22 protein-coding genes are annotated in these 22,695 nt (G+C 70.6%); 14 read left to right on the top strand and 8 right to left on the bottom strand.

The window, feature by feature from the left end:
* Nucleotides 1-33: 33 nt before the first annotated feature.
* Genes Hrr1229_RS03480 through Hrr1229_RS03465 form a run of 4 tightly spaced genes read left to right on the top strand, consistent with a single transcriptional unit; the run spans nt 34 to nt 4,572 of the window.
* Nucleotides 34-1,008 carry an ABC transporter permease gene (locus Hrr1229_RS03480; RefSeq protein ID WP_123114177.1) on the top strand — a complete coding sequence of 325 codons (975 nt, stop codon included), beginning with the start codon at nt 34-36 and terminating at the stop codon, nt 1,006-1,008.
* 6 nt (nt 1,009-1,014) lie between these two features.
* Nucleotides 1,015-2,199: an ABC transporter permease gene (locus Hrr1229_RS03475; protein WP_123114178.1), complete on the top strand. Its 1,185-nt coding sequence runs from the start codon at nt 1,015-1,017 to the stop codon at nt 2,197-2,199.
* Nucleotides 2,199-3,239: an ABC transporter ATP-binding protein gene (locus tag Hrr1229_RS03470; RefSeq protein WP_123114179.1), complete on the top strand. Its 1,041-nt coding sequence runs from the start codon at nt 2,199-2,201 to the stop codon at nt 3,237-3,239. The genes Hrr1229_RS03475 and Hrr1229_RS03470 overlap by 1 nt, the downstream gene beginning before the upstream one ends.
* Nucleotides 3,232-4,572, top strand: a complete 1,341-nt coding sequence (locus tag Hrr1229_RS03465; RefSeq protein WP_123114180.1) for an oligopeptide/dipeptide ABC transporter ATP-binding protein — start codon at nt 3,232-3,234, stop codon at nt 4,570-4,572. The genes Hrr1229_RS03470 and Hrr1229_RS03465 overlap by 8 nt, the downstream gene beginning before the upstream one ends.
* A 27-nt stretch (nt 4,573-4,599) precedes the next feature.
* Here the strand turns inward: Hrr1229_RS03465 and Hrr1229_RS03460 are convergent, their stop codons facing one another.
* The 5 genes from Hrr1229_RS03460 to tpiA form a co-directional block, all read right to left on the bottom strand.
* Complete coding sequence (locus Hrr1229_RS03460) at nt 4,600-5,364, bottom strand: AMP-binding protein (protein ID WP_123114181.1); 765 nt, start codon at nt 5,362-5,364, stop codon at nt 4,600-4,602.
* A 100-nt stretch (nt 5,365-5,464) separates the two neighbouring features.
* Nucleotides 5,465-5,785 carry a cupin domain-containing protein gene (locus tag Hrr1229_RS03455; RefSeq protein ID WP_123114182.1) on the bottom strand — a complete coding sequence of 107 codons (321 nt, stop codon included), beginning with the start codon at nt 5,783-5,785 and terminating at the stop codon, nt 5,465-5,467.
* Nucleotides 5,786-5,841: 56 nt separating this feature from the next.
* Nucleotides 5,842-7,005 (bottom strand): molecular chaperone DnaJ, encoded by a 1,164-nt coding sequence (gene dnaJ / locus Hrr1229_RS03450; RefSeq protein WP_123114183.1) that lies wholly within the window; start codon nt 7,003-7,005, stop codon nt 5,842-5,844.
* A 169-nt stretch (nt 7,006-7,174) separates the two neighbouring features.
* On the bottom strand, nt 7,175-9,115 hold the full coding sequence (dnaK, locus tag Hrr1229_RS03445; RefSeq protein ID WP_176329344.1) for a molecular chaperone DnaK: 1,941 nt from the start codon (nt 9,113-9,115) through the stop codon (nt 7,175-7,177).
* Nucleotides 9,116-9,320: 205 nt separating this feature from the next.
* Nucleotides 9,321-9,965, bottom strand: a complete 645-nt coding sequence (tpiA, locus tag Hrr1229_RS03440; protein ID WP_123114185.1) for a triose-phosphate isomerase — start codon at nt 9,963-9,965, stop codon at nt 9,321-9,323.
* A gap of 129 nt (nt 9,966-10,094) precedes the next feature.
* Here tpiA and Hrr1229_RS03435 point away from each other — a divergent pair, with 129 nt between their 5' ends.
* Entirely contained in the window at nt 10,095-10,898 is an 804-nt protein-coding gene (locus Hrr1229_RS03435) for a DICT sensory domain-containing protein (protein WP_123114186.1), read from the top strand.
* A gap of 29 nt (nt 10,899-10,927) precedes the next feature.
* On the opposite strand, the gene Hrr1229_RS03430 is transcribed toward Hrr1229_RS03435, so the two are convergent.
* Nucleotides 10,928-11,461, bottom strand: a complete 534-nt coding sequence (locus tag Hrr1229_RS03430; protein WP_123114187.1) for a multiprotein bridging factor aMBF1 — start codon at nt 11,459-11,461, stop codon at nt 10,928-10,930.
* Between the two features lie 143 nt (nt 11,462-11,604).
* Here Hrr1229_RS03430 and aroA point away from each other — a divergent pair, with 143 nt between their 5' ends.
* The gene (gene aroA, locus Hrr1229_RS03425; protein WP_123114188.1) at nt 11,605-12,996 is read left to right on the top strand and encodes a 3-phosphoshikimate 1-carboxyvinyltransferase; all 1,392 of its coding nucleotides are present in this window, start codon (nt 11,605-11,607) and stop codon (nt 12,994-12,996) included.
* A gap of 469 nt (nt 12,997-13,465) precedes the next feature.
* A complete protein-coding gene (locus Hrr1229_RS03420; RefSeq protein WP_176329337.1) occupies nt 13,466-14,668 on the top strand; it encodes a TRC40/GET3/ArsA family transport-energizing ATPase in 1,203 nt (400 codons plus the stop codon).
* Here Hrr1229_RS03420 and Hrr1229_RS03415 read toward each other — a convergent pair.
* On the bottom strand, nt 14,665-15,318 hold the full coding sequence (locus Hrr1229_RS03415) for a hypothetical protein (RefSeq protein WP_123114189.1): 654 nt from the start codon (nt 15,316-15,318) through the stop codon (nt 14,665-14,667). The genes Hrr1229_RS03420 and Hrr1229_RS03415 overlap by 4 nt on opposite strands.
* On the bottom strand, nt 15,315-16,025 hold the full coding sequence (locus Hrr1229_RS03410) for a hypothetical protein (RefSeq protein WP_176329336.1): 711 nt from the start codon (nt 16,023-16,025) through the stop codon (nt 15,315-15,317). Before Hrr1229_RS03410 ends, Hrr1229_RS03415 begins: the two co-directional genes overlap by 4 nt.
* 134 nt (nt 16,026-16,159) lie before the next feature.
* On the opposite strand from Hrr1229_RS03410, the gene Hrr1229_RS03405 reads away from it, so the two are divergent.
* The 7 genes from Hrr1229_RS03405 to Hrr1229_RS03375 all read left to right on the top strand — a co-directional run bounded on the left by Hrr1229_RS03405 (nt 16,160) and on the right by Hrr1229_RS03375 (nt 22,690).
* Nucleotides 16,160-16,927 (top strand): DUF2103 domain-containing protein, encoded by a 768-nt coding sequence (locus Hrr1229_RS03405; protein WP_123114190.1) that lies wholly within the window; start codon nt 16,160-16,162, stop codon nt 16,925-16,927.
* 140 nt (nt 16,928-17,067) lie between these two features.
* Nucleotides 17,068-17,727, top strand: coding sequence for a metal-dependent transcriptional regulator (locus tag Hrr1229_RS03400; RefSeq protein WP_123114191.1), 660 nt, complete (start codon nt 17,068-17,070; stop codon nt 17,725-17,727).
* A gap of 123 nt (nt 17,728-17,850) precedes the next feature.
* Nucleotides 17,851-18,549 carry a LysE family translocator gene (locus Hrr1229_RS03395; protein WP_123114192.1) on the top strand — a complete coding sequence of 233 codons (699 nt, stop codon included), beginning with the start codon at nt 17,851-17,853 and terminating at the stop codon, nt 18,547-18,549.
* Between the two features lie 126 nt (nt 18,550-18,675).
* The gene (locus Hrr1229_RS03390) at nt 18,676-19,728 is read left to right on the top strand and encodes an NAD(P)-dependent glycerol-1-phosphate dehydrogenase (RefSeq protein WP_123114193.1); all 1,053 of its coding nucleotides are present in this window, start codon (nt 18,676-18,678) and stop codon (nt 19,726-19,728) included.
* Between the two features lie 94 nt (nt 19,729-19,822).
* Entirely contained in the window at nt 19,823-20,485 is a 663-nt protein-coding gene (locus tag Hrr1229_RS03385; RefSeq protein WP_123114194.1) for a DUF420 domain-containing protein, read from the top strand.
* A gap of 59 nt (nt 20,486-20,544) precedes the next feature.
* Nucleotides 20,545-21,861, top strand: a complete 1,317-nt coding sequence (locus Hrr1229_RS03380; protein ID WP_123114195.1) for a M28 family peptidase — start codon at nt 20,545-20,547, stop codon at nt 21,859-21,861.
* Between the two features lie 58 nt (nt 21,862-21,919).
* Nucleotides 21,920-22,690: an NAD(+)/NADH kinase gene (locus Hrr1229_RS03375; RefSeq protein ID WP_123114196.1), complete on the top strand. Its 771-nt coding sequence runs from the start codon at nt 21,920-21,922 to the stop codon at nt 22,688-22,690.
* Nucleotides 22,691-22,695 lie beyond the last annotated feature (5 nt).

Raw genomic sequence — 22,695 nt, 5'->3', positions numbered from 1 at the left:
CCGTCTCTCCACCACACCTCCTCAACCATCATAATGGGATTCGGAAAGTACGTCGGCGCACGCGTGCTGTGGGCCGTAGTCGTCTCGCTGATCATCACCACGATCACGTTCCTCCTGCTCGCGGCCGCGCCCAATCCGGCGATCCGCGAGGCGGCGACGCAGGCCGCGCTGCAGGGCGGCGACCCGTCGGCCGCGGTCGAGCGGGAGCGTGAGCTCCGCGGCCTCAACCAGCCGCTGTACGTCCGGTATATGGACTTCATCCGGAGCGTCTACACGCTCGACTGGGGCTGGTCACAGAGCCGCAGCCAGCCGGTGATCGAGGCGCTGGGGCAGGCGCTCTACTACACCGCGCAGTACTCGATCCCGTGGACGATCCTCACGATAACCCTCGGACCGCTCGTCGGCGTCTACTCGGCGGCGAACATGTACAGCTGGCGCGACCACGCGGCGACCGGCTTCGCCTTCTTCGGGTACGCGATCCCGAACTTCTTCTTCGGGATCATCCTGCTTCTGATCTTCGGGGTCTGGTTCGAGGTCGTCCCGATCTCGTACGACACGAGCGTCGCGGTGTTCAGCCTCGAAAACGCCAGACAGCTGATCCTGCCCGTGTTCGTACTCGTGACGGGCTCGATCGGCGCGACGATGCGCGTCTCCCGGAACGAGTCCGCGGAGTTCCAGAACTCGGACTTCATGAAGACGGCGAAGGCGAAGGGCGTCTCGCCGCTGCGCGCGTACGCCTACCACGTGATGCGCCCGACGATGGTGCCGCTGTCGACGACCCTCGTCGGGCAGCTGCTCGCGCTGTTCATCGGCTCGTCGCTGCTCGTGGAGGTCGTGTTCGGCATCCCCGGGCTCGGCCGACTGACGTACGAGGCGCTGCTCTCGCAGGACACCAACCTCGTGTTGGGGTCGACGCTCGTGTTCACGTTCGTCGCCGTCGTCGGTAACCTGTTGGAGGACCTCGTGTTCACCGTGCTCGACCCGCGGATCAACTACGACGACAGATAACACACCATGGCAACCAAGAAACCGGAGCAGTTCGACCGCGTCGACTGGAGCGAGCTCTCCCAGTCGAGCCGGTTCGACCTGTCGATAAACTCGATCGGGATGCTGGCGGCGACGCTGCCGCTGGCGCTCCTCTGGCTGTACGACTACCTGTTCGTCGGCGAGCGGGAGGCGACGTTCCAAGCGATCGGCCTCAGCAGGAACCTCGACCCGCTGGACTACTTCTTCATTTTCACGCTGTTCCTGTTCTTCTTCTACCTGGTCTTACCGCTGTACCAGAACCCGCGGATGACCCGGTACTACTGGAAGGAGTTCAGGCGGAACCGCCCCGCGGTCGTCAGCCTCGGCTGGCTCGGCGTCGTGTTCGTCGGCGGGCTCCTCGGGCCGCTCGTGATCAGCGCGCCGGAACAGAGCATCCTCACCGGCCATCAGCCGCCGGTGTTCCTCTCGATCAACGAGGCGAACGTCGCGACCTGCGTCGGCGACGTCGTGAACGGACGGTGTCAGGGGACGTGGCAGCACCCCCTCGGGACCACGCGCGGCGGGAAAGACGTCTTCGCCGGCATCGTCTACGGGATGACGATCAGCATGCAGATCGCCTTCATCACGACGACGATCGTCGCGGCGATCGGCATCACGTTCGGCACCGTCAGCGCGTACGCGGGCGGGTGGGTCGACGAGCTCATGATGCGGTTCGTCGACATCATCCTCTCGTTCCCGACGTTCCTGATGTTCCTGCTCATCCTGTACATCTACGGCGCCGGGCTCGGGATGTTCATCCTCGTCTTCTCGGCGTTCGCGTGGGGCGGCACCGCGCGGTACGTGCGCAGTAAGTCGCTGTCCGTCTCCGAGGAGGAGTTCATCAAGGCGACGCGGATCAGCGGCGCGAGCACCTACCGCGTGGTGCGGAAACACGTGGTTCCGAACGTGGCGAGCAGCATCATCACGCAGCTCACGCTGCTCATCCCCGGCTTCCTGCTCGCGGAGGCGCAGCTCGCGTTCCTCGGGATCGGCGACTCGTCGGTCCCCTCGTGGGGACAGCTGATCTCCGCCGGCCGGAGCGACCTCTCGTTCGCGCCGTGGATCGTGCTGGCGCCCGGTATCGTGCTGTTCCTGACCATCCTGGCGTTCAACTTCATCGGCGACGCGCTGCTGGACGCCCTGAACCCCGAAGCGGAGCCGGAGAGCGCATAATGTCCACCCCACTGCTCGAGGTCGACGACCTCACGACGACGTTCGGCACCGACAACGGAGAGCTCACCGCGGTCGACGGGATCGACTTCTCGGTCAACGAGGGCGAGACCGTCTGTATCGTCGGCGAGTCGGGATCCGGGAAGACGGTCGCGACGGAGTCGGTGACGCGGATTGTCAAGGAGCCGCCGGGCCGCGTCGAGGGGTCGGTTCGGTTCAATGGCCGCGACCTGCTGGAGATGAGCGAGCCCGAGCTCCGCGAGATCCGGGGGTACGAGATCGCGCACATCTTCCAGAACCCGCAGGAGGCGATGAACCACTGTTACACCGTCGGGTGGCAGATCGTCGAGGCGCTGCAGATCCACCGCGACGTCTCCGACGAGGAGGCGCGCGCGAAGGCGATCGACCTGCTGGACAAGGTCGGCATCGCGAACGCCAGCTCTCGGTTCGACGACTACCCCCACGAGTTCTCCGGCGGACAGAAGCAGCGCGTGATGATCGCCATGGCGCTCGTCGGCGACCCGGACCTGCTGATCGCGGACGAGCCGACGACGGCGCTGGACGTGACGGTGCAGGCGCAGATCCTCCGGCTCCTCGACGACCTCCAAGAGGAGTTCGACATGGGAATCCTGTTCGTCACGCACGATCTCGGCGTCGTCGCCGAGATCGCCGACCGCATCGTCGTGATGTACGCCGGCAAGGTGATGGAGCGCGGCGACGTGCTCGACATCTTCGAGCGCCCCGCGCACCCGTACACGCAGCGGCTGCTCAACTGCCTCCCCGAGATCGGGGGACGGAAGGGAGGGATTCCCGGTACGCTCCCCGACCCCCTCGATCCCCCGGACGGCTGCCGGTTCGCCCCGCGGTGCGAGCACGCGGTCGACGCCTGCGTGACCGGCGACCAGCCGGAGGAGATCGAGGTGAACCCGGGACAGCGCGCCTCGTGCGTCCACTACCGCCCCGGGCGCGACGACTCGGTCGTCCGCGACGGGATCCCGGACGCGGGCGCCGACGGCGAGGGGGTGAGCTCCGCCGATGACTGAGGAGCCGCTCCTCTCGGTGCGGGACCTCGAGAAGCACTACCCGATCCGGAAGGGGCTCTTGAATCGGCAGGTCGGCGCCGCCCGGGCCGTCGACGGGATCAGCTTCGACATCGCGCCCGGGGAGACGCTCGGGCTCGTCGGCGAGTCCGGCTGCGGGAAGTCCACCGCCGCGACCTCCATCGTCAGACTGGAGGACCCGACGGGCGGCGAGGTGATCTTCAACGGCGGCGGGCGGGCCGGCGCGGCCCGCAACGCCGACGGGACGCACCCGAACGACGTGACGCGCTTCGACGACCGGGAGCTGAAGGCGTTCCGCCGGGACGCCCAGATGATCTTCCAAGACCCCTCCTCCAGCTTCGACCCGCGGATGTCGGTCGGCAGCGCGGTCGCGGAGATGCTCCAGATCCACGGGATGTCGGACCGCCACCAACGGCGGGCGATCGTCGAGGACCTGCTTGAGCGCGTCGGCCTCTCGCCGGAGGATTACGACCGGTACCCGCACGAGTTCTCCGGCGGCCAGAAACAGCGCATCGCGCTGGCGCGCGCCCTCGTGTTGAACCCGGAGCTCATCGTCGCCGACGAGCCGGTCTCCGCGCTCGACGTCTCCATTCAGGCGGAGATCCTCAGTCTGATCTCCGATCTACAAGACGAGTTCGACCTCTCGCTTTTGTTCATCAGCCACGACATGTCCGTCATCCGCGAGATATGCGACCGGGTGGCCGTCATGTACCTCGGGGAGATAGTCGAGATCGGGCCGACAGACCGGATCTTCGCCGACCCGCAGCACCCGTACACGGAGGCGCTGCTCTCGGCGATCCCGACGCCCGACCCGCGCTCGACCGCCGAGGGGATCGAGCTGACGGGGACCGTCCCGAGCCCGACGGACCCGCCCTCCGGCTGCCGGTTCCACACCCGGTGTCACAAGGTCATCCAGCCGGACGGCGTCGACCTCGACCAGTCGAACTGGCGGGGACTCTTAAACCTCCGCGACGCGCTGGCCGCCGGGAGCGTCGACGTCGACCAGATCCGCGAGAATTTCCGGACCGGGAGCGACGCGGACGCCACGCCGGAGGCGGTGAAAGGGCAGATCCGTCGCGAGTTCGACGTCGCGGAGGCGGTGTCCGCAGCCGAGATCGAGGCGCTGCTCGACGAGGCGCTCGACAAGGCGTTGGGCGGCGACCTCGAGGGGGCGGCGGCGACGCTCTCCGAGCGAGTCACCACGCCCTGCGAGGAGACCGTTCCGGAGCGGACCAGTCACGCGGCCGACCACGAGTCGGCGTGCCTCCGCCACGAGCGGGAGCGCTCGGCGCCGCCGAACCCCGCCGACGACTGAGTCGGCGGCCGTCGCCGTTTTTCCCGTCTACCGGTCGCCGACCGTCGGGAGCGTCACGGGTCGCGGGTCGCTCCCCGCTTCCCCTACGGTCACGGTCGGCTCGTCACCCGTGGCGGTCGGCTCGTCGCGCTCCGCGCTATCGCCCGCGAGGACGGCCGTCGCGCCGGCCGCGAGCGGGGCGACGACGCCCGCGGCCAGCGCCCGCGGGTCCGCGAGTCCGCCGCGGAGCGCGACCCTGTCGCCCGGTTCGAGCCCGTGTTCGTCGACGACCGCCGCGGCCGCGTCGAGGAGCGCGCGGTGAGCGACGTCGCCGGTTCCGTCCGGCTCGCCGTCTCCCAGCGCCCGCAGGACGGGGTCATCTGGGCCGACCGCGCTCGGCGGCATGCCGGGGTTCTCGCTCCACAGCTCCTGCTCCCAGTGGGTCGTCTCGGGCCGCTCCGGCGGGCCGCCGAAGGCGGCGAGGCTGGTTCCGGGCGCCGGTTCCGTCGCCGACTCGTCGGCCACGTCGACGAGGACGACGCGGTCGCCGCGACCGATCCCCGCCGCGGGGTCGAACCGGACCGGGGCGCCCAGCCCGGCCGCGCCGAGGAAGGCGAGCGTCGTGTGGAGTCCGGGCGCCGGCTCGACGGCGACGGTCGACCCCTCGCGCGCGCCGAGGTAGCGGAGCACGTTCGCCGCCTTGTACGCGTTCGTGATCAGGTCGCGATACGTGCGCTCGCGCCCGTCGGGCGTGACGAGCGCGATGTCGCGGCTCCGCCGATCGCGTGCGAGGAGATCGCCGACGACGTCCATGCCGGAGGCTCGGAGCGGGCGAGACTTAAAAACGAGGCGTGCGGCGCTCGTCGAACTCCGCTCTCAGGGCGCGCCGGCGATGACTATCATCGAACCGGCGTCAGGGAGCGCCGGCGATGACCATCTTCGAGCCGTCGGCGGCGAAGGAGAGGTCGCGCGTGGCGTCGCCGTCGACCCGGACCGCGTCGCCGGGGGCGAGCTCGACGGCCTCGCCGTCGACGGTCAGCGTCGCCGCGCCGTGGAGCAGCACGTACACCTCCTCGTGGCCGGCGTCGGCGTGGTCGTGTTCCATGCCCTCCCAGCCGTCGTCGGCCTCCACGACGGTCACGCCGAGCTTCTCGCAGTCGAGCGCGTCGCGGAGGAAGTACATCCCCGGCGCGCGCGGTTCGACGTCGTCGTAGGCGGTGGTGTCGTAGCCCATGCGCTCCGATACGCGACGCGCGCCGGAAAAGCTACGGGTCGGGGAAGCCGGGGGCGCTAGAAGGAGCTCTTCAACCGCTCGAAGAAGCCGCCGCCGACGTCGATGTCCTCGCCGCCGGCCTCGGCGAACGCCTCCAGCGCCTCGCGCTGCTCCTCGTTGAGCGAGTCCGGGATCACGACGCCGACCTGCACGAAGAGGTCGCCGCGGCCGCGCCGCCGCAGCCGGGGCATCCCCTTCCCTTCGAGCCGGAACGTCTCGCCGCTCTGCGTGCCGGCGGGGATATCCATCTCCACGCTGCCGTCGACCGTCTCGACCTCGATCGTGTCGCCGAAGACGGCCTGCGGGAAGGAGATGGCCTCGCTGACGCGGAGATCGTCGCCGTCGCGCTCGTAGCGGTCGCCGACGTCGACGTCGACCTCGATCAGCAGGTCGCCGTTGGGGCCGCCGTTCTCGCCGGGGGCGCCCTCGCGCTCCATCCGGAGGCTCTGTCCGGAGCGGATCCCGGCCGGGATCTCCACGGAGAGCGTCGCCTCCTCGCGGACGACGCCGTCGCCGCCGCAGTCGGGGCAGTCCTCGCTGTACAGCTCGCCCTCGCCCTCACACCGCGGGCACGTCGACGTCTGCTGGACGCGGCCGAGCGGCGTCTGCTGGACCTGCTGGACCTGTCCTCGCCCGTTACACTGAGAACAGGTCTGCACGTCGGCGTCCGGGGGGTGCCCCGCGCCGTCGCAGGTGTCGCAGGTCGTCGGGCGGGTGAGCGTGACCTCCTTGGTCGCGCCCTCGAACGCCTCCTCGAGGTCGATCGTGAGGCCCGTCCGGAGATCACGCCCCTGACGGGGGCGGTTGCCGCCGCCACCGCCGCGGCCGCCGCCGCCCCCGCCAAAGAACTGGTTGAAGATGTCCTCGAAGCCGCCGGCGCCGCCGGCGCCGCCGGCCCCGCCGAAGGGCCCGCCGGCGCCGCCGGGACCGCCGCCGCCCGTCGCGCCGCGCTTGTCGGCCTCGGTGAAGCGGTCGTGGCCGAGCTGGTCGTACTGCTGGCGCTTCTGTTCGTCGGTGAGCACCTCCTTAGCCTTCTGGATCTTCTTGAACCGCTCCTCGGCGTCGTCGTCGTCGCTGACGTCGGGATGGTGTTTGGCGGCCTTCTTGCGGTACGCCTTCTTGATCTCCTCCTCGCTGGCGTCCCGCGACACACCGAGGACGTCGTAAAAGTTCTCGCTCATGCGTTACGTTCGTTGTTGAGTCGTTCGTGGCTGGGTCGTGTTAAGGGGTCCGTCCGCGGGCGGAGGCCCGAGACGGGGCGAATCGAGGCCGACGCGGAAAGCTACGCTTCGTCTTCGTCGTCCATGTCACCAGAACTGCGTCGCAGTCCCGGTTGGCTGACGAGAACGACTACTCGTCGTCGTTCTCGTCAACGTCCTCGAAGTCGGCGTCGACGTACTCCTCGTCGTCTCCGTCGGGGCCCGCGCCGCCCGGACCGGCTGCACCGCCCGGACCGGCCGCACCGCCGGGGCCGGCTGCGCCGCCCATGCCGCCGGGGCCGGCCGCGCCGCCGGCGCCGCCCGGACCGGCCTGCGCGGCCTGCTGTCCCTCGTACATTTGCTTGCCGATCTCCTGGAGCTCCTCCGTGAGCGCCTCGGTGACGGACTCGATCTCGTCGGTGTCGGCGTCCTCGTCTTCGAGGACTTCCTCGACGTCCTCGATGGCCGCCTCGATGTCGGCGACGAGCTCGTCGTCGTCGAGCTCCTCCTCGTTCTCCTCGAGGAGGGTCTCGGCGCGCTGGATCGTCGTCTCGGCCTCGTTGCGGGCCTCGATCCGCTCGCGGCGGGCCTCGTCCTCCTCGGCGTGCTTCTCGGCCTCCTCCTGCATCTCCTCGATCTCCTCGTCGGAGAGGCCGACGCCGCCCTCGATGGTGATCGACTCGGCGTTGCCCGACCCCTGGTCTTCGGCCTCGACGTTGACGATGCCGTTCTCGTCGATGTTGAAGGAGACCTCGATCTGCGGGGTGCCCGCGGGCGCCGGCGGGATGCCGGAGAGCTGGAACGCGCCGAGCAGCTCGTTCTCCTCGGCGATCTCGCGTTCGCCCTGGAAGACGCGCACGTTCACCGAAGTCTGGTTGTCGGCGGCGGTGGTGAACACCTTCGACTCCTCGGTCGGGATGGTGGTGTTCTTCTCGATGAGCCGCTCGAAGAGGCCGCCCTTCACCTCGATCCCGAGCGAGAGCGGGGTGACGTCAAGCAGGACGATGTCGTCGACGTCGCCGGAGAGCACGCCGCCCTGGATCGCCGCGCCGAGCGCGACCGCCTCGTCGGGGTTGACGTTCTTCTTCGGCTCCTGCCCGATGAGCTCCTCGACCTGCTCCTGGACCTGCGGCATCCGGGTCGACCCGCCGACGAGGATGACCTCGTCGATGTCGCCCTTGTCGTAGCCGGCGTCGGAGAGCGCCTGCTCCGTCGGCCCGACGGTGCGCTCGATGAGGTCCGAGGTGAGGTTCTCGAACGTCGCGCGGGTGATCGACTGCTCGAGGTGGACCGGGCCGCTGTCGGTCGCGGTGATGAAGGGGAGGTTGACCGTCGTCTCCTTCTTGTTCGACAGCTCGATCTTCGCCTCCTCGGCGGCGTCTTTCAGCCGCTGGAGCGCCTGCCGGTCCTCGCGGAGGTCGATCCCGTGGTCGTTCTGGAACTCGTCGGCGATGTGGTCGATGAGCGCCTCGTCCCAGTCGTCGCCGCCGAGGTCGTTGTCGCCGTTCGTGGCGACGACCTCGTAGACGCCGCCGCCCAGGTCGAGGACCGATACGTCGAACGTGCCGCCCCCGAGGTCGTAGACGAGGACGGTCTGGTCGGACTCGTCGTCGAGGCCGTACGCCATGGAGGCGGCGGTCGGCTCGTTGACGATGCGCTCGACGTCGAAGCCGGCGATCTCGCCGGCGTCCTTCGTCGCCTGCCGCTGCTTGTCGTTGAAGTACGCGGGGACCGTGATCACGGCCTTCTCGACGTCGTCGCCGAGGTACTCCTCGGCGTCGCGCTTGATCTTCTGGAGGATCATCGCCGAGACCTGCTCGGGCGTGTACTCGTCGTCCCCGATCTCGACCGCGTAGTCGTCCTCGCCCATGTGCCGCTTGATCGACTGGATCGTGCGGTCGGGGTTCTGGACGGCCTGGTTCTTCGCCGGCTTCCCGACGAGCCGCTCGTCGTCGTCGGCGAAGGCGACGACCGAGGGCGTCGTCCGGTCGCCCTCCGCGTTCGCGATGATCTCGGGCTCGTCGCCCTCCATCACCGCGAACGCGGAGTTGGTGGTACCGAGGTCGATACCGAGAATCTTGTTGCTCGCCATCTTGCCCAAAGTTAGCGGCTTGTGTCGGTTAAAGGTTACTAGACGGCGCGATCTCGACGGACAGTCGATCCCTCCCACGTCGTGCGGTTTCGGCAATCGTGTGAACCGGTCGCATCGGTGTCTTTATACAGATCCGCAAGCGCAGGAGCGCGCGTCGGTCGACGGCGGGAGGCCGACCGCGCGGCTCGGACGGCGCTCGCCGGGCTCAGAGCCCGGAGACGAGGTCTTCCAGCGCCGCCCGCGGGTCGTCGGCCTTCGCCACGCCGGAGGCGAGCAGGATCCCGGACGCGCCCAGATCGCCCGCGGCGGCCACGTCCTCGCCGGTCGAGACGCCGGCGCCGCAGAACACGTCGACCGCGGGGTCGACCGCCTCCGCGGCCGCGACCGCGTCCTCGACGATCCCGGGGTCGGCCGTCGAGACGGAGACGTCGCCGCCGATGAGCTCCGGCGGCTCGACGGCGACCGCGTCGGGACCGAGCGCGGCGGCCGCCCCGACCTGCGCGGGGTTGTTCGCGCAGACGATCGTCTCCAGGTCGGCGCGCTCGGCGGCGCGGACGGAGCCGTCGACGTCGGCGAGCTTCAGGCGGTTCTCGGAGTGGTTGATGAGCGTCCCCTCGGCGCCGTTGGCGGCGACGGCCTCCGCGAGCGTCGACCCGGTGTGAGAGCCGTGCTCGTTCGGCGAGACGTGCTGTGCCCACGTCTCGACGCCGGTGTCCGCGACGCGCGCGAGGTCGGCCGCCTGCGGGGAGACCGCGATGCGGGCGCCGGACGCCTCGGCCACGTCGCGGGCGGCGGTCGCGACTTCGATCGGATCGCACGGGTACGCCTTGAGGTTCACCAGGATGAACATACCCGCACTCGGGGGCCGCGGGCGCAAATAGCTTCATGCTCCGGCGACGCTCCCCCGCCGATTTCGGCCGAGATCCCTTCGCGGGAGCATAAACGACCTTATACCCCGGTACTGTGGGTCGGAACGAGCATGTCCCTCATCGAGCTCATCGCCGGCGTGGAGGCCCGCGAGCCCACGCTGACCGTCTTCAACGCGGACTCGGCGGTCACGGAGGAGCTCCGCGAGCACTTCGCCGACCGCAACGTCCGGATCGCCGAGGAACGGACCGACGCGGGGCCCGAGGGGTACGCCGTCCTCTCGCGCGACGGGGAGTTCGTCACGGCCGTCACCGTCGACGAGCTCCTCCCCGGCGTCGGCGACGAGACCGGAGCGGCCGACGACGGGCCGCTCGAGGAGGGGACGCCGGAGGAGGTCGGCGCGGGCGCCCGGGGGCAGGTCGGCGAGCCGATCCTCGACCACCTCGACGAGACGATGTTCACCTCCTACTCCCACGCCGACATGGTCGCCGCGTCCCGGGAGATCGAGGACCGCGCGTGGCGCGTCGGCGACGGTGAGCTCCACGCCGGCTTCCAGACCCTCGACGTCCTCACCGGGGAGACGGACACGTACGACCTGCTGGGCGAGAAGGACCGGCTCAGCGTCCACGCGTACGCCGCGAACGAGGGCGACCCGCCGGACGTGGAGCACTACACCGTCCACGTCGGGGAGACCGCCGAAATCCGCGAGACCTGGTTCGTCGCGTACGACGGCGGCGGCTACGACGACGCGAAGTGCGCGCTGCTCGCCGAGGAGCGCGCGCCCGGCGAGTTCTTCGGCTTCTGGAGCTACGACCCCGAGACCGTCGACTACATCATCGACTACCTGACGGAGCAGTACGGGACGGGGAACGGCGAGATCGAGCCGACCGACGACACCGGAGAAGACCGGGAGTGAGGTGAGGAGAGCAGCAGCCGCGTGCGCGCTCAGTCCTTCCGCTTGACCACGTCGCCGAGCGTCATCGTTCCCGAGTCGCCGCTGTCCCAGTCGGCGTCCTCGACGGACTCGCCCTCGACGAGGGAGATGTCGAGCGCGCGCTCCAGCTTCCGCTGGACCTCGTCGGTCGGGAGCGTGTCGCCGCGTTCGAGCTTGCGGATGAGGCTCGCTTTCTCGTTCAGCTGGTCGGCCAGCTCCTCCTGGCTGAGCCCGCGGGACTCGCGGGCGTTCCGGATCTGGTCGTCGTAGTCGGTGGCGATCTCGTCCATGTCGTCGAACATGTCGCGCGGTCGCGTCGAACTGCCCGACGAGCCGGACGACCCGCCCGAGGAACCGGACGCGGAGGAAGACGACTTCCCGGTGCTCGAGCTCGTGGAGTACTTGCCGCCGCCGGAGCCGGTGGACTCGTCGCGGACCTCGGTGCCGAAGTCCGTACACGAGCTACACAGCTCCAGTTCGGCGCCTTCGACCTTCGTCGTCGTCAGCGAGGCCTCGTCGGCGCCACACATCTCACACTGGGGCATACGCGACGGTAACGCTCCCGGTGGTATAAAGGGTGCGCCGGGGCGCTATCGCGGGACCGATCGACCGCGCGTCCGCGACAGTTACGCCCGCCCAATCGTGCCGCGTCCGGTACCGACTTGTCGCCGCGGTCGGCAGAAGGGGTATGGACGTCCACGTCACCAACTCGACCGTGCGGGGCGCGACGCGCGCGCCCCCCTCGAAGAGCTACACGCACCGCGCGCTGCTCGCCGCGGGGTACAGCGACGGCGCGACCGTGCGGTCCCCGCTCGTCTCCGCGGACACGCGGGCGACCGCCCGCGCCGTGACCGCCTTCGGCGGTTCGGTCGAGCCGGACCCTCAGTCCGAGAGCGATGGCGCCGATGCCGACCCGCTCGTCCCCGACGACGCCGAGGCGCTCGCCGTCGACGGCTTCGACGGCCGCCCGGCGGTCCCCGACGACGTGATCGACTGCGCGAACTCCGGCACGACGATGCGGCTGGTCACGGCCGCGGCCGCGCTCGCAGACGGCGCGACGGTGCTGACGGGCGACGGGTCGCTCCGGTCGCGCCCGCAGGGACCGCTTCTGACGGCCCTCGCCGACCTCGGCGTCCGCGCGGAGTCGACTCGCGGCAACGGGCAGGCGCCGCTGGTCGTCTCCGGCCCCCTCGCGGGCGGCGAGGTCGCCATTCCGGGCGACGTCTCCTCGCAGTACGTCACCGCGCTGCTGATGGCCGGCGCGGTCACCGATCGGGGGATCGAGGTCGACCTGACGACCGAGCTCAAGTCGGCGCCGTACGTCGACATCACGCTCGAGCTGCTCGACGACTTCGGGGTCGAGGCGACGCCCGTGGGCGACGACGGCGAGGCGCTCGACGGCGCCGCGGGCGCGGCGGGGTTCGTCGTCGAGGGCGGCCAGTCGTACGCGCCCGCCGGCGGGAGCTACGCCGTCCCCGGCGACTTCTCCTCCATCTCGTACCTCGTCGCGGCCGGGGCGGTCGCCGCGGAGCCGGGCGAGGCGGTCCGGATCGAGGGCGCCCGCCCGAGCGCGCAGGGCGACGCCGCGATCGTCGACATCGCGGAGCGCATGGGTGCCGACGTCGAGTGGGACCGCCGCGGGGGCGTCATCGCCGTCCGGCGCTCCGACCTCTCCGGCGTCGAGGTCGACGTGGGCGACACGCCCGACCTGCTCCCCACCATCGCCGCGCTGGGGGCGGTCGCCGACGGCGACACCCGCATCACCAACTGCGAGCACGTCCGGTACAAGGAGACGGACCGCGTCGCCGCGATGGCCGAGGAGCTGGAAGCGATGGGCGCCGAGACGACCGAGGAGCCGGACGTCCTGACGATCCACGGCTCCGAGAGTGACCTGCGGGGGGCGACCGTCGACGGCCGCGCCGACCACCGGATCGTGATGTCGCTCGCCGTGGCTGCGCTCGCCGCCGAGGGCACCACGACGATCCGCGGCGGCGAGCACGTCGACGTCTCCTTCCCCGACTTCTTCGACGCGATGGCTGACCTCGGGATGGCCGTGGAGCGCGAGGGCGCGGGCGAGTAGACGCGATATAAAAATGACGCTAGACGGAAGCGGCGATTGTTTATAAACGAACGGCGGTGCGGTGGCGCGTGCCTGCGAGGCCGCTTCGCGGCCGAGCAGCACGCGCGAGGGAGTCGCGAACAAAGTGAGCGACGAGGCTGGGGAGGCGTGAGGTGCGTTGCCGTGCGGGGCGGGTGGGACTCAAAGGGGCAGCCGCGAGGACGACGCTTGGCGACGCAAGCACTGCAAGGAGCGAGCAACGCGAGCGACTGAAGCGCGCAGCGAGCCACGCGAGTCGTCGCGGCTGGGGCTTTGGAGGTGTTCACCGCCGATCCGCGGTCGGCCATTTATAAGTGAACGGCTGGGGCTTTGGCGTCATTCGCCCAGATAGCGACGGTCACTCTGATTGTCTATTTTCCACGACCTGACCCCCACCGGTCGTCTTCGTAATACCGACGGGTACACAAACGCGCCGCACGCACGACCCCGTATGGACGACATCGACGTCGAACCCGTGGATCGCGTCGAGGAGCCCGAGAGCGACGACGAGGCCGCGGACGACGGCGAGCACGGAGCCGGCGGTCACGAGACCGACGACCCCGACGCCGACCTGCCGGCCGAGACGGACGCCGCCACGGACCTCCCGGAGGGAATCGACGCCCCCGAGTACGTCCTCTACGGCGGGAAGGGCGGGGTCGGGAAGACCACGATGGCGGCCGCGACCGGGCTCTCCTCGGCCGCGGGCGGCGTCCGCACGCTCGTCGTCTCCACGGACCCCGCGCACTCGCTCTCCGACACCTACGAGACGGAGATTCCGGCGGAGCCGAGCCGCATCCGCGAGGACATGCCGCTGTACGCCGCCGAGATCGACCCCGACGACGCGATGGAGGAGGGGATGTTCGGCGCCGACGGCGACCCGCTCGGCGGGATGGGCGAGATGGGCGACGCGATGGGCGGGATGGGCGACGCGATGGGCGGGATGGGCGGGATGGGCGCCCCCGACGACGGGGGGGCCGAGGAGGGGCTCGGCTCGCTGCTCGGCGGGACGATGCCCGGCGCCGACGAGGCGGCCGCGATGCGCCAGCTCCTCGAGTACCTCGACGACCCGCGCTTCGACCGGGTGATCGTCGACACCGCGCCCACCGGGCACACCCTCCGACTCCTCCAGCTCCCCGAGATCATGGACTCGATGATCGGCCGCGTGATGAAGCTCCGGAACCGCTTCTCCGGGATGATGGACGGGCTTAAGGGGATGTTCGGCGGCGGGGGCGACGACGCCGACCCTACCGCGGACCTCGACGAACTGCAGGAGCGGATCGAGCGCCTCCGAAGCGTCCTCCGGGACCCGGCACAGACCGACTTCCGCGTCGTGACGATCCCCGAGGAGATGAGCGTCGTCGAGTCCGAGCGCCTGGTCGCCCGCCTCGACGAGTTCGGCATCCCGGTGAACACGCTGGTCGTCAATCGAGTGATGGAGGGCGTCGGGGACGTTGCCGACGTCGACCCCGCGTGGATCGTCGAGCCGAACCCGGACACCTGCGAGTTCTGCGCGCGGCGCTGGGAGGTCCAGCAGGCAGCGCTCCGGCGGGCCACGGACCTGTTCCGCGGCCGCGACGTGAAGCGCGTGCCGCTGCTCGCGAACGAGGTCCGCGGCGAGGCGGCGCTGCGGGTCGTGGCGGCGTGTCTGCGCTAGGACCGGTCGTCTATCGCGCCGTACAGCGCCTCCCGAGCCCGCTCCGCGACACCCGTGAGGTGCGCCTGTCCGAACGTCGCCACGATCAGCGCCCCCACGGAGTTATACATCAGGTCGAGCACGGTGTCGTCGAGCCCGAACTGAGCCAGCGGCATCGAAATCCCCGTCTCGTCGGCGACGATGTCGAGCGCGAACTCGAACAGCTCCCAGACGACGCCGAACGCGAGGACCACCACGAGGATGAAGACGAACGCGAACCGCGAGGGGATGGAGATCTCGTCGCTGTGGAGGTCGACGGCTCGCAGCGTCGTGTACCCGGCACCGGCGATCAGCGACGCCGAGAGCGCGTGGGTGAGGTGGTCCCACCACGGGATCTGTGCGTAGAACCACGCCGATCCCAGCGTGTGGAGGAACACCGCGCTCGTGATCCACACCCCGAGCCACGGGTCCAGCGGCATGTCGTAGTTGCGTTCCAAAATCGCCGGCACGAAGGTAACGAAGAGACCGAGGCCGCCGTTGGTGATCGCCTTCGGCTGGCCGAAGACCGCGCCGTACACCACGATGGCGGCGAGGAGGACCTGCATCCCCCTCGTCAGCCGGCGCTGGGTCCGGAGCGACGGGCGGACCCGGAGGGCCCCGCGGACGGTCATCGGCGCACCACCCATCGGATGGCGCGACGCAGCCGCGTCCCGCGGCGACGGAAGTAGGCGTCGAAGGTGACGCCGGCGGCGATCCCGGCCAGCGTCACGTACATCCACTCGATCATCAGCGCCTCGTTGGTCGTCAGGAACCCCGTGCCGAGCAGTCGGTCGGCGTTCCACCGGAGCACCGTCCACGCGGCCGCCGTCGCCATCGTCGCCAGCACGACGAACACGATTGCGAACCAGTGGGTGACCCGCAGCGTGGTGAACATCTGGAGCTCGACCGTGACGATCAGCGCGAACGCGGCGATCGCGAGGTACGTCGCGAACGTCCCCAGCTCGCCCCCGAGAAGCGTGCGCACGAGTATCGGCAACAGCGCGAGTCCGAGGACCTCCCACGGGGGAATCACCAGCGGGTCGCCTGCCGTGACCGCCGGCGCGACCACGACGGCGGTGATGGCGGCCACGAGGACTATCGAGAGGAAGTCGCCCCCGAGCAGACTCTCGACGAAGGCGCCGACGAGCACCGCCACCATCGACCACGCGACGATGGCGTTCGTCCGGCCGCTCTGAAACAGCCGCGCCAACCGGTCTTCGATAGCGTCCCCGTCCGGGACCGCCGGACCGGGGTCGATCGAGCCGGTCGGGTCGTCCCCCTCGGTCTCGCCCCCAGAATCTTCGTCCGGGGCGTCCGACGCGGATCGGTCGGTTTCCATACCCACTCTGGCCGGCCCCTACTAATATGGGTTGCTGCCGCGAACCGGACGGGCGCTTCGAGGCGGGCGAACGGACGGGCGCTTCGAGGCGGGAGAACGGACGCGCTTTTACCCGCCACGCGCCTCCGTCCGGTATGAACTGTCGGCGGTGTGGCACCCCGCTCCGCAAGCCCGGGGACTACTGTCTCACCTGTAACACCGCCAACGCCGACGCCGTCGTCGCCGAGTTCGCCGAGGACCGCGCCCGCCTGACGATGCTCGACGAGGACGAGGTCGTCGGCGAGACGACGGTGACGACCCGCCCGGAGCACGACGAGCAGCTCACCGAGATCCAACTCCGCAACTTCGCCGGCCGGGTCGCCGACGAGATCCGCCGCAAGCGACCCGACACCGTCTACGCCGCCGGCGAGCGGGAGCCGCTCCGCGAGACCCGCGCGCAGGTCCACCACGAGTTCTACCGGGTGCCCGACGCGAGCGTCGACGAGGAGTCCGACGACGACGGCGAGCGCGCGAGCCCGGTCGTCTCGTGGGTCCTCGACCGGCGCGGCGACCGCGCGCTGGAGGTGGTCGAGACCCCGCCGCGCGAGAAGATCGGCGGCTCCCACTCGACGCTGATCGGCGACCGCAAGGGGCGGAAGGCGGTGAGCACGGTCGCGCAACACCCCCACGTCAAGAAGATCGTCCCGGGCCCCATCGACGCCGGCGGCACCGGATCGCGGACCGGGCTCCGCGCGAAGGCGACGCGCGCGGGGACCAACGGGAACGTCCGACTGCTCCTCCGCGACGGCTCCAGCGTGCAGGAGAACCGGATCGTCACTACCGCGATGGACCGCGAGACGGGCGAGCGGGTCCGGGAAGACCTCAACGAGGCGCTGCGGGAGGCGGAGCTACAGGACGAGTGAGCGGGCGGAGCTACAGGACGAGTGAGCGGTGGCCGGAAGACGAGCGACGGTCGAACGGGTCGCTTCGGCCTCGCGCTCGCGGGCCCGGCAGCCGGCGTTTCCCGGTAGGTATTTCCGACAGCGGCCGCGATCGCTTATAAATGCTGAGCGACGTCATGGAGGACTACCTGAAGGCGATCTACGTCCTCCAGTCGGAGCAGGGCCCCCCGGTCTCGACGTCCGCGATCGCGGAGTACCTCGACAAGACCTCCCCGTCGGTCACGGACATGCTAGGGAAGCTGGAGGGCCGCGGCCTCGTCGAGCGCGAGCCGTACCAGGGCGCGGAGCTCACGGCGGAAGGCGAGGCCGTCGCCTTGGAGGTCGTCCGTCATCACCGGCTGCTGGAGGCGTTCCTCGCCGACCGGCTCAACTACGACTGGAGCGAGGTCCACGACGAGGCCGACGCTTTAGAGCATCACATCTCCGAGGAGTTCGAGCGCCGCGTCGCGGAGGCGCTGGGCGACCCCGCCGTCGACCCCCACGGCGACCCAATCCCCGGGGCCGACCTCGAGCCCGTCGACGAGGGGAGCGGCCTGCGGCTCTCCGACCGCGCCGAGGGCGACCGCGTGGTCGTCGCGCGGGTGTCCGACCGCGACGAGGCGGAGCTCGACTACCTCGCCGACGCCGGGATCACCCCCGGCACCGAGCTCGAAGTCGTCGACGTCGCCCCCTTCGGGATGGTCACCGTGGCGACGCCGACCGGCGAGCAGAGCCTGCCGGCGCCGGTGGCCCGGTCGATCCGCGTCGAGGACGCGGACTGACGCGTCCGGGACGCGCCGCCGGCCGCATCGCTCCCCACCTTCGCTCATCGGTGTCGGGTTTCCGGCCCTGACGCCCACCCCTCCTTCGCGGACTTTTTCACGAAACCGACCGTTCGGAGCGGTGTGAACCTCCTCGTGACGCTCGGTGCGGGGGTCGTCTTCGGCCTCGCGCTCGCGGCCCCGCCCGGTCCGATGAACGCGGTCATCGCAGAGGAGTCGGTGCTGCGCGGCCGGTTCGCCGGCTTCCGCGCGGGGCTCGGCGCGGCGACCGCCGACGTGATCTTCTTCGTGCTCGCGTACCTCGGCGTCGTCGCCGTCGTCGACGCGCTCCCGCTCCTCCGCGCCGGCATGGTTGCCGCCGGCGGCGTCCTCATGTTATACTTCGCCGTCGGGGCGGCCCGCGGCGCCCGCGCGTCGTTCCGGCCGACCTCGGGCGACGAGCCGTCGATCGAGGCGGGGAAGGGGTTCCGCAAGGCGCTGGTGCTCGCGCTGACGAACCCGTACCAAGTGCTGTTCTGGCTCACGGTCGGCGTCGGCCTGCTGCGTCCCGGCGAGCTCGACGTGCTGGCCCGCCTCCCGGTCGTCGGTACCGACCTCGCCGGGACGCTCGTGGTCTCCACCGGTTCCCCCGCGCTGATCGGCGGCTTCTTCCTCGGCGTGTTGACGTGGATCGTCGGGTTCCCCGCGGGGCTCGTCGCCGCCGAGAACCGGACCGAGACGTTCGCGCCGGTCGTCGCGGTGGCCTCGGCGGTCGTGCTCGCCGGGTTCGGCGTCTTCTTCTTATACGACGCCGCGACCACGCTCTCGGCGGTCATCGCGTAGGCGACCGCGAGAGCGTCGCGTCGACGACCGCGGAGAACAGTACGGTCGGCGGTCGTCGGCGTCACGCCCCCTCGACCCGCGGCCGATATGGGCAACGGCTTTGCCCCGCGAGCGAGACCAACCCGTATGTTCGACAAGTCCACGTGGATCAAGCTCCCGCGCAACGTGCTCGTCGGTCACGAGGTGATCGACGACCTCGGCGCGGCGGTCGGCGAGCTGTACCTCACGGGGCGGCCGCTCATCGTCACGAGCCCGACGCCGAACGAGATCGCCGGCGACCGGGTGCGCGCGCAGTTCGACGACCCCGCGACCGCCGTCGTCGAGGACGCCTCCTTCGACGCCGTCGAGAAGCTCACCGAGACCGCCGAGGAGATCGATCCCGGCTACCTGATCGCCCTCGGCGGCGGGAAGCCGATCGACATCGCGAAGATGGCCGCCGACCACCTCAACGTCGGCTTCGTCTCCGTCCCCACGGTCGCCTCCCACGACGGGATCGTCTCCGGGCGCTCCTCGATCCCCGAGGGCGACACGCGGCACTCGGTCGCCGCCGACCCGCCGCTGGCGGTCGTCGCGGACACGACGCTCCTCGCGAACGCCCCGTGGCGGCTCACCACCGCGGGCTGTGCCGACATCATCTCCAACTACACCGCCGTGAAGGACTGGCGGCTCGCCCGTCGGCTCCGGAACGTCGAGTACAGCGAGTACGCGGGCGCGCTCTCGGAGATGACCGCGGAGCTGCTCGTCGAGAACGCCGACATGATCCGGCCCGGCCTAGAGGAGTCCTCGTGGGTCGTCGTGAAGGCGCTCGTCTCCTCCGGCGTCGCGATGTCGATCGCGGGGTCCTCGCGGCCCGCCTCCGGCGCGGAACACCTCATCTCCCACCAGCTCGACCGGATCGCCCCCGGGAAGGCGCTCCACGGCCACCAGGTCGGCGTCGCCTCGATCATGACGGAGTACCTCCACAGCGGCGAGAACGGACGATGGAGCGCGATCCGCGACGCGCTCGCCGAGCTCGATGCCCCCACGACCGCGGCCGAGCTCGGCGTCGACGACGAGGAGCTGCTCGCCGCGCTGACGACCGCCCACGAGATCCGCGACCGCTACACGATCCTCCAGGGCGGGATCAACGAGGAGGCCGCGATCGAGGTCGCGACGGCGACCGGCGTCATCGAGCGCTGAACCGCTCCTCGGCGCCGACGGGTCCCCGGCCGCGTCGGGCGGCGACGCGTCTCGTCCTCGAAAGCGAAATAACCGTCCCGAGACAACCCCCTGTATGTCCACCGCCAGCGTTCGCGACCGGGCGAAAGAGCGGGCCGGCGCGATCACCGTGCTCCTCACGATCGTCGGCTACGGAGCCGTCGGCGGCGTCTTCTTAGTCCCCGAGTTCCAGGCGCTGTTCCCGACGCTCTCCCGCGGCACCGTCGACCTGCTCGCGCACGGCATCGCCGCCGTCAACACCGTCACCGTCGTCACGCTCTCGCTCGGCTGGTACTGGATCCGCAACGACGAGGTGAAAAAGCACGCGGCGGCGATGACCACCTCGTTCGCCCTCATCCTCGTGTTCCTCGGCATGTACCTCCCGAAGGTCGCCGGCGGCGGCACGAAGGAGTTCGTCCTCGACTCCGCGTACGCGTGGGTCCCGCTGTGGGACTGGGTGTACCCGGCGTACCTGATCATGCTCGCGATTCACATCATCCTCTCCGTCGTCTCCGTCCCCGTCGTCCTCTACGCCATCGTCCTCGGGCTGACGCACACGGAGCACGAGCTGCGGACCGAGACGCCCCACCGCCGCGTCGGGCGGATCGCCGCGAGCGCGTGGATCCTCTCGCTCGTGCTCGGCGTCGTCACCTACCTCCTCTTAAATCACCTGTACGACTCGACGTTCGCCGCCGCCGAGGCCGCGACGGCGCTGCTCCCGCTCGTGCCGGGTTTATAAGCTCCGGCACCGGCCGCCGCCACCGAAACGCTTGACTCGCCGCCGCCGCACCGACACGCATGACCGACTGGATCGGCGACACCTTCACGAGCGATGCCGGCTGGAGCCACCTCGAAGCGCTCGTCGACGTCGGCAGCCGCATGGCGGGCACCGACGGCGAGCGCGCGGGACTGGAACTGACGCGCGACGCCTTCGCCGACGCCGGCGCGCGGGACGCCCGGATCGAGGAGTTCGACATTCAGGGCTGGGAGCGCGGCGACAGCGCGGTCCGCGCCGGCGACGAGCCGGTCGCCGCCGGGATGAACGCCTGCATCGCGCTCCCCCGGAGTCCCAGCGGCGAGGCGACCGGCGAGTTCGTCGACCTCGGCTACGGCGTCCCCGAGGACTTCGAGGCCGACCTCGACGGGACGGTCGTGATGGTCTCCTCGGACACGCCCGACTCCGTCGACCGGTTCGTCCACCGCCGAGAGAAGTACTACCACGCCGTCGAGGCCGGCGCCGCGGCCTTCGTCTTCGCGAACCACGTCGAGGGGACGCTCCCCCCGACCGGCAGCGTCGGCACGGCAGACGCGCCCGTGGGCGAGATCCCGGCCGTAGGCGTCTCGAAGGAGGCCGGCGCGCGGCTCGCCCGCCGGCACGAGGGCGACGAGCTGACCGTCGCCGTCGACTGCGAGACGCCGGACGCGACGAGCGGGAACGCGGTCGCCGAACTCGGCCCCGATACGGACGAGTACCTCGTCGTCTCCTCGCACGTCGACGCCCACGACATCTCGCAGGGTGCGATGGACAACGGCGCCGGCACGGCGACGATCGTCGAGGTCGCGAACGCGCTCGCCGCGCGCGAGGACGAGCTCGACCGGCGAGTCCGGTTCGTCGCCTTCGGCGCCGAGGAGGTCGGGCTCGTCGGATCCTCGCTGTACGCGGAGGCGGTCGACCCCGAGCGCGTCGCGGCCGTCGTCAACGTCGACAGCAACGTGTTCGGCCGTACCCTGAAGCTCGATCACCACGGCTTCGACGCGCTGGAGGCCGCCGCGGAGCGCGTGAGCGACCGCTTCGACCACCCGATCTCGCTCGGCGCGGAGCTGGTCCCCCACAGCGACCACTGGCCGTTCGTCGAGCGCGGGATCCCGGGGTACATGGTCTCGGGCGAGACGGAGGGGCGGGGCCGCGGCTGGGGGCACACCGGCGCCGACACGCTCGACAAGCTGGAGTCCCGGAACCTCCGAGAGCAGGCGATCCTGCTGACCGAGCTCGTCGCCGAGCTCGCGGACGAGTCGGTGACGGCGGCGCGGCAGGACCGCGACGAGCTCGCGGCGGCGCTCGAACGCGAGGGGAAGGCGACCGGCATGAAGATCACGGGCGACTGGCCGTTCTAGGGACGCCCCCCGTCGCGAACCGGGAGGTTTTCACCCGCCCCGGCCACACCTCCCGCGTATGGAACCGTCGGAACGACGCGTCGCGGTCGTCGGCGGCGATCGGGCGGCGGCGGCGCTCCGGCACGCTCTCACGGGGCTCCCGCATCGCTCCGCCGAGCGGTCCGACGCGGACGCCGTCGTCGCGGTCGGCGACGAGGCCATCCGCGACGCGATCGTCGACGCGCCGGACGCGCCGGTGATCCCGGTCGGGTCGCGGCGGCTCGCGGTCGACACCGATGTCGCGGAGCGGCGCCTCCGGACGCTGCTCGACGCGGCGCTCCGCGGTGAGTCCGGCGACGGCGACCGTCCGGTTGACGGCGTCCGGCGCGTCGCGCACCCGGTCCTCGCGGTCGACGCCGGAAACGGGGAGACGCGGCGCGCCGCCTTCGACGTCGCCCTAGTTACCGCGGAGCCCGCTCGTATCTCCGAGTTCGCGATCGACTTCGTCGGCGGCGCCGACAGGCTGATCCGCGCGGACGGCGTCGCCGTCGCGACCCCGTTCGGCAGCGACGGGTACGCCAACGCGGTCGGCGGTCCGGTCGTGGAGCCGGGCGGCGGGCTCTCCGTCTCGCCGATCGCCCCGTTCAGCACCCGGACGGACGCGTGGGTCGCCGCGGACCGCCTCTCGCTCTCGGTCGAGCGCGAGACGGAATCGGTCACGCTCGTGGTCGACGGTCGGGAGCGCGGCACGGTCGAGCCGCACCGACCCGTCGCGATCGAGGCGACCGACCGGGTCGCGCTCGTGACGTTCGAGGGCGCGCGCCGAGCGCGACGATCGGAAACACTCTAATAACT

The organism is Halorubrum sp. CBA1229 (genome assembly GCF_003721435.2).
Lineage (GTDB): Archaea > Halobacteriota > Halobacteria > Halobacteriales > Haloferacaceae > Halorubrum.
Note: the sequence above shows the minus strand (reverse complement) of the source record. Positions and strands in the feature narration are given on the sequence as shown.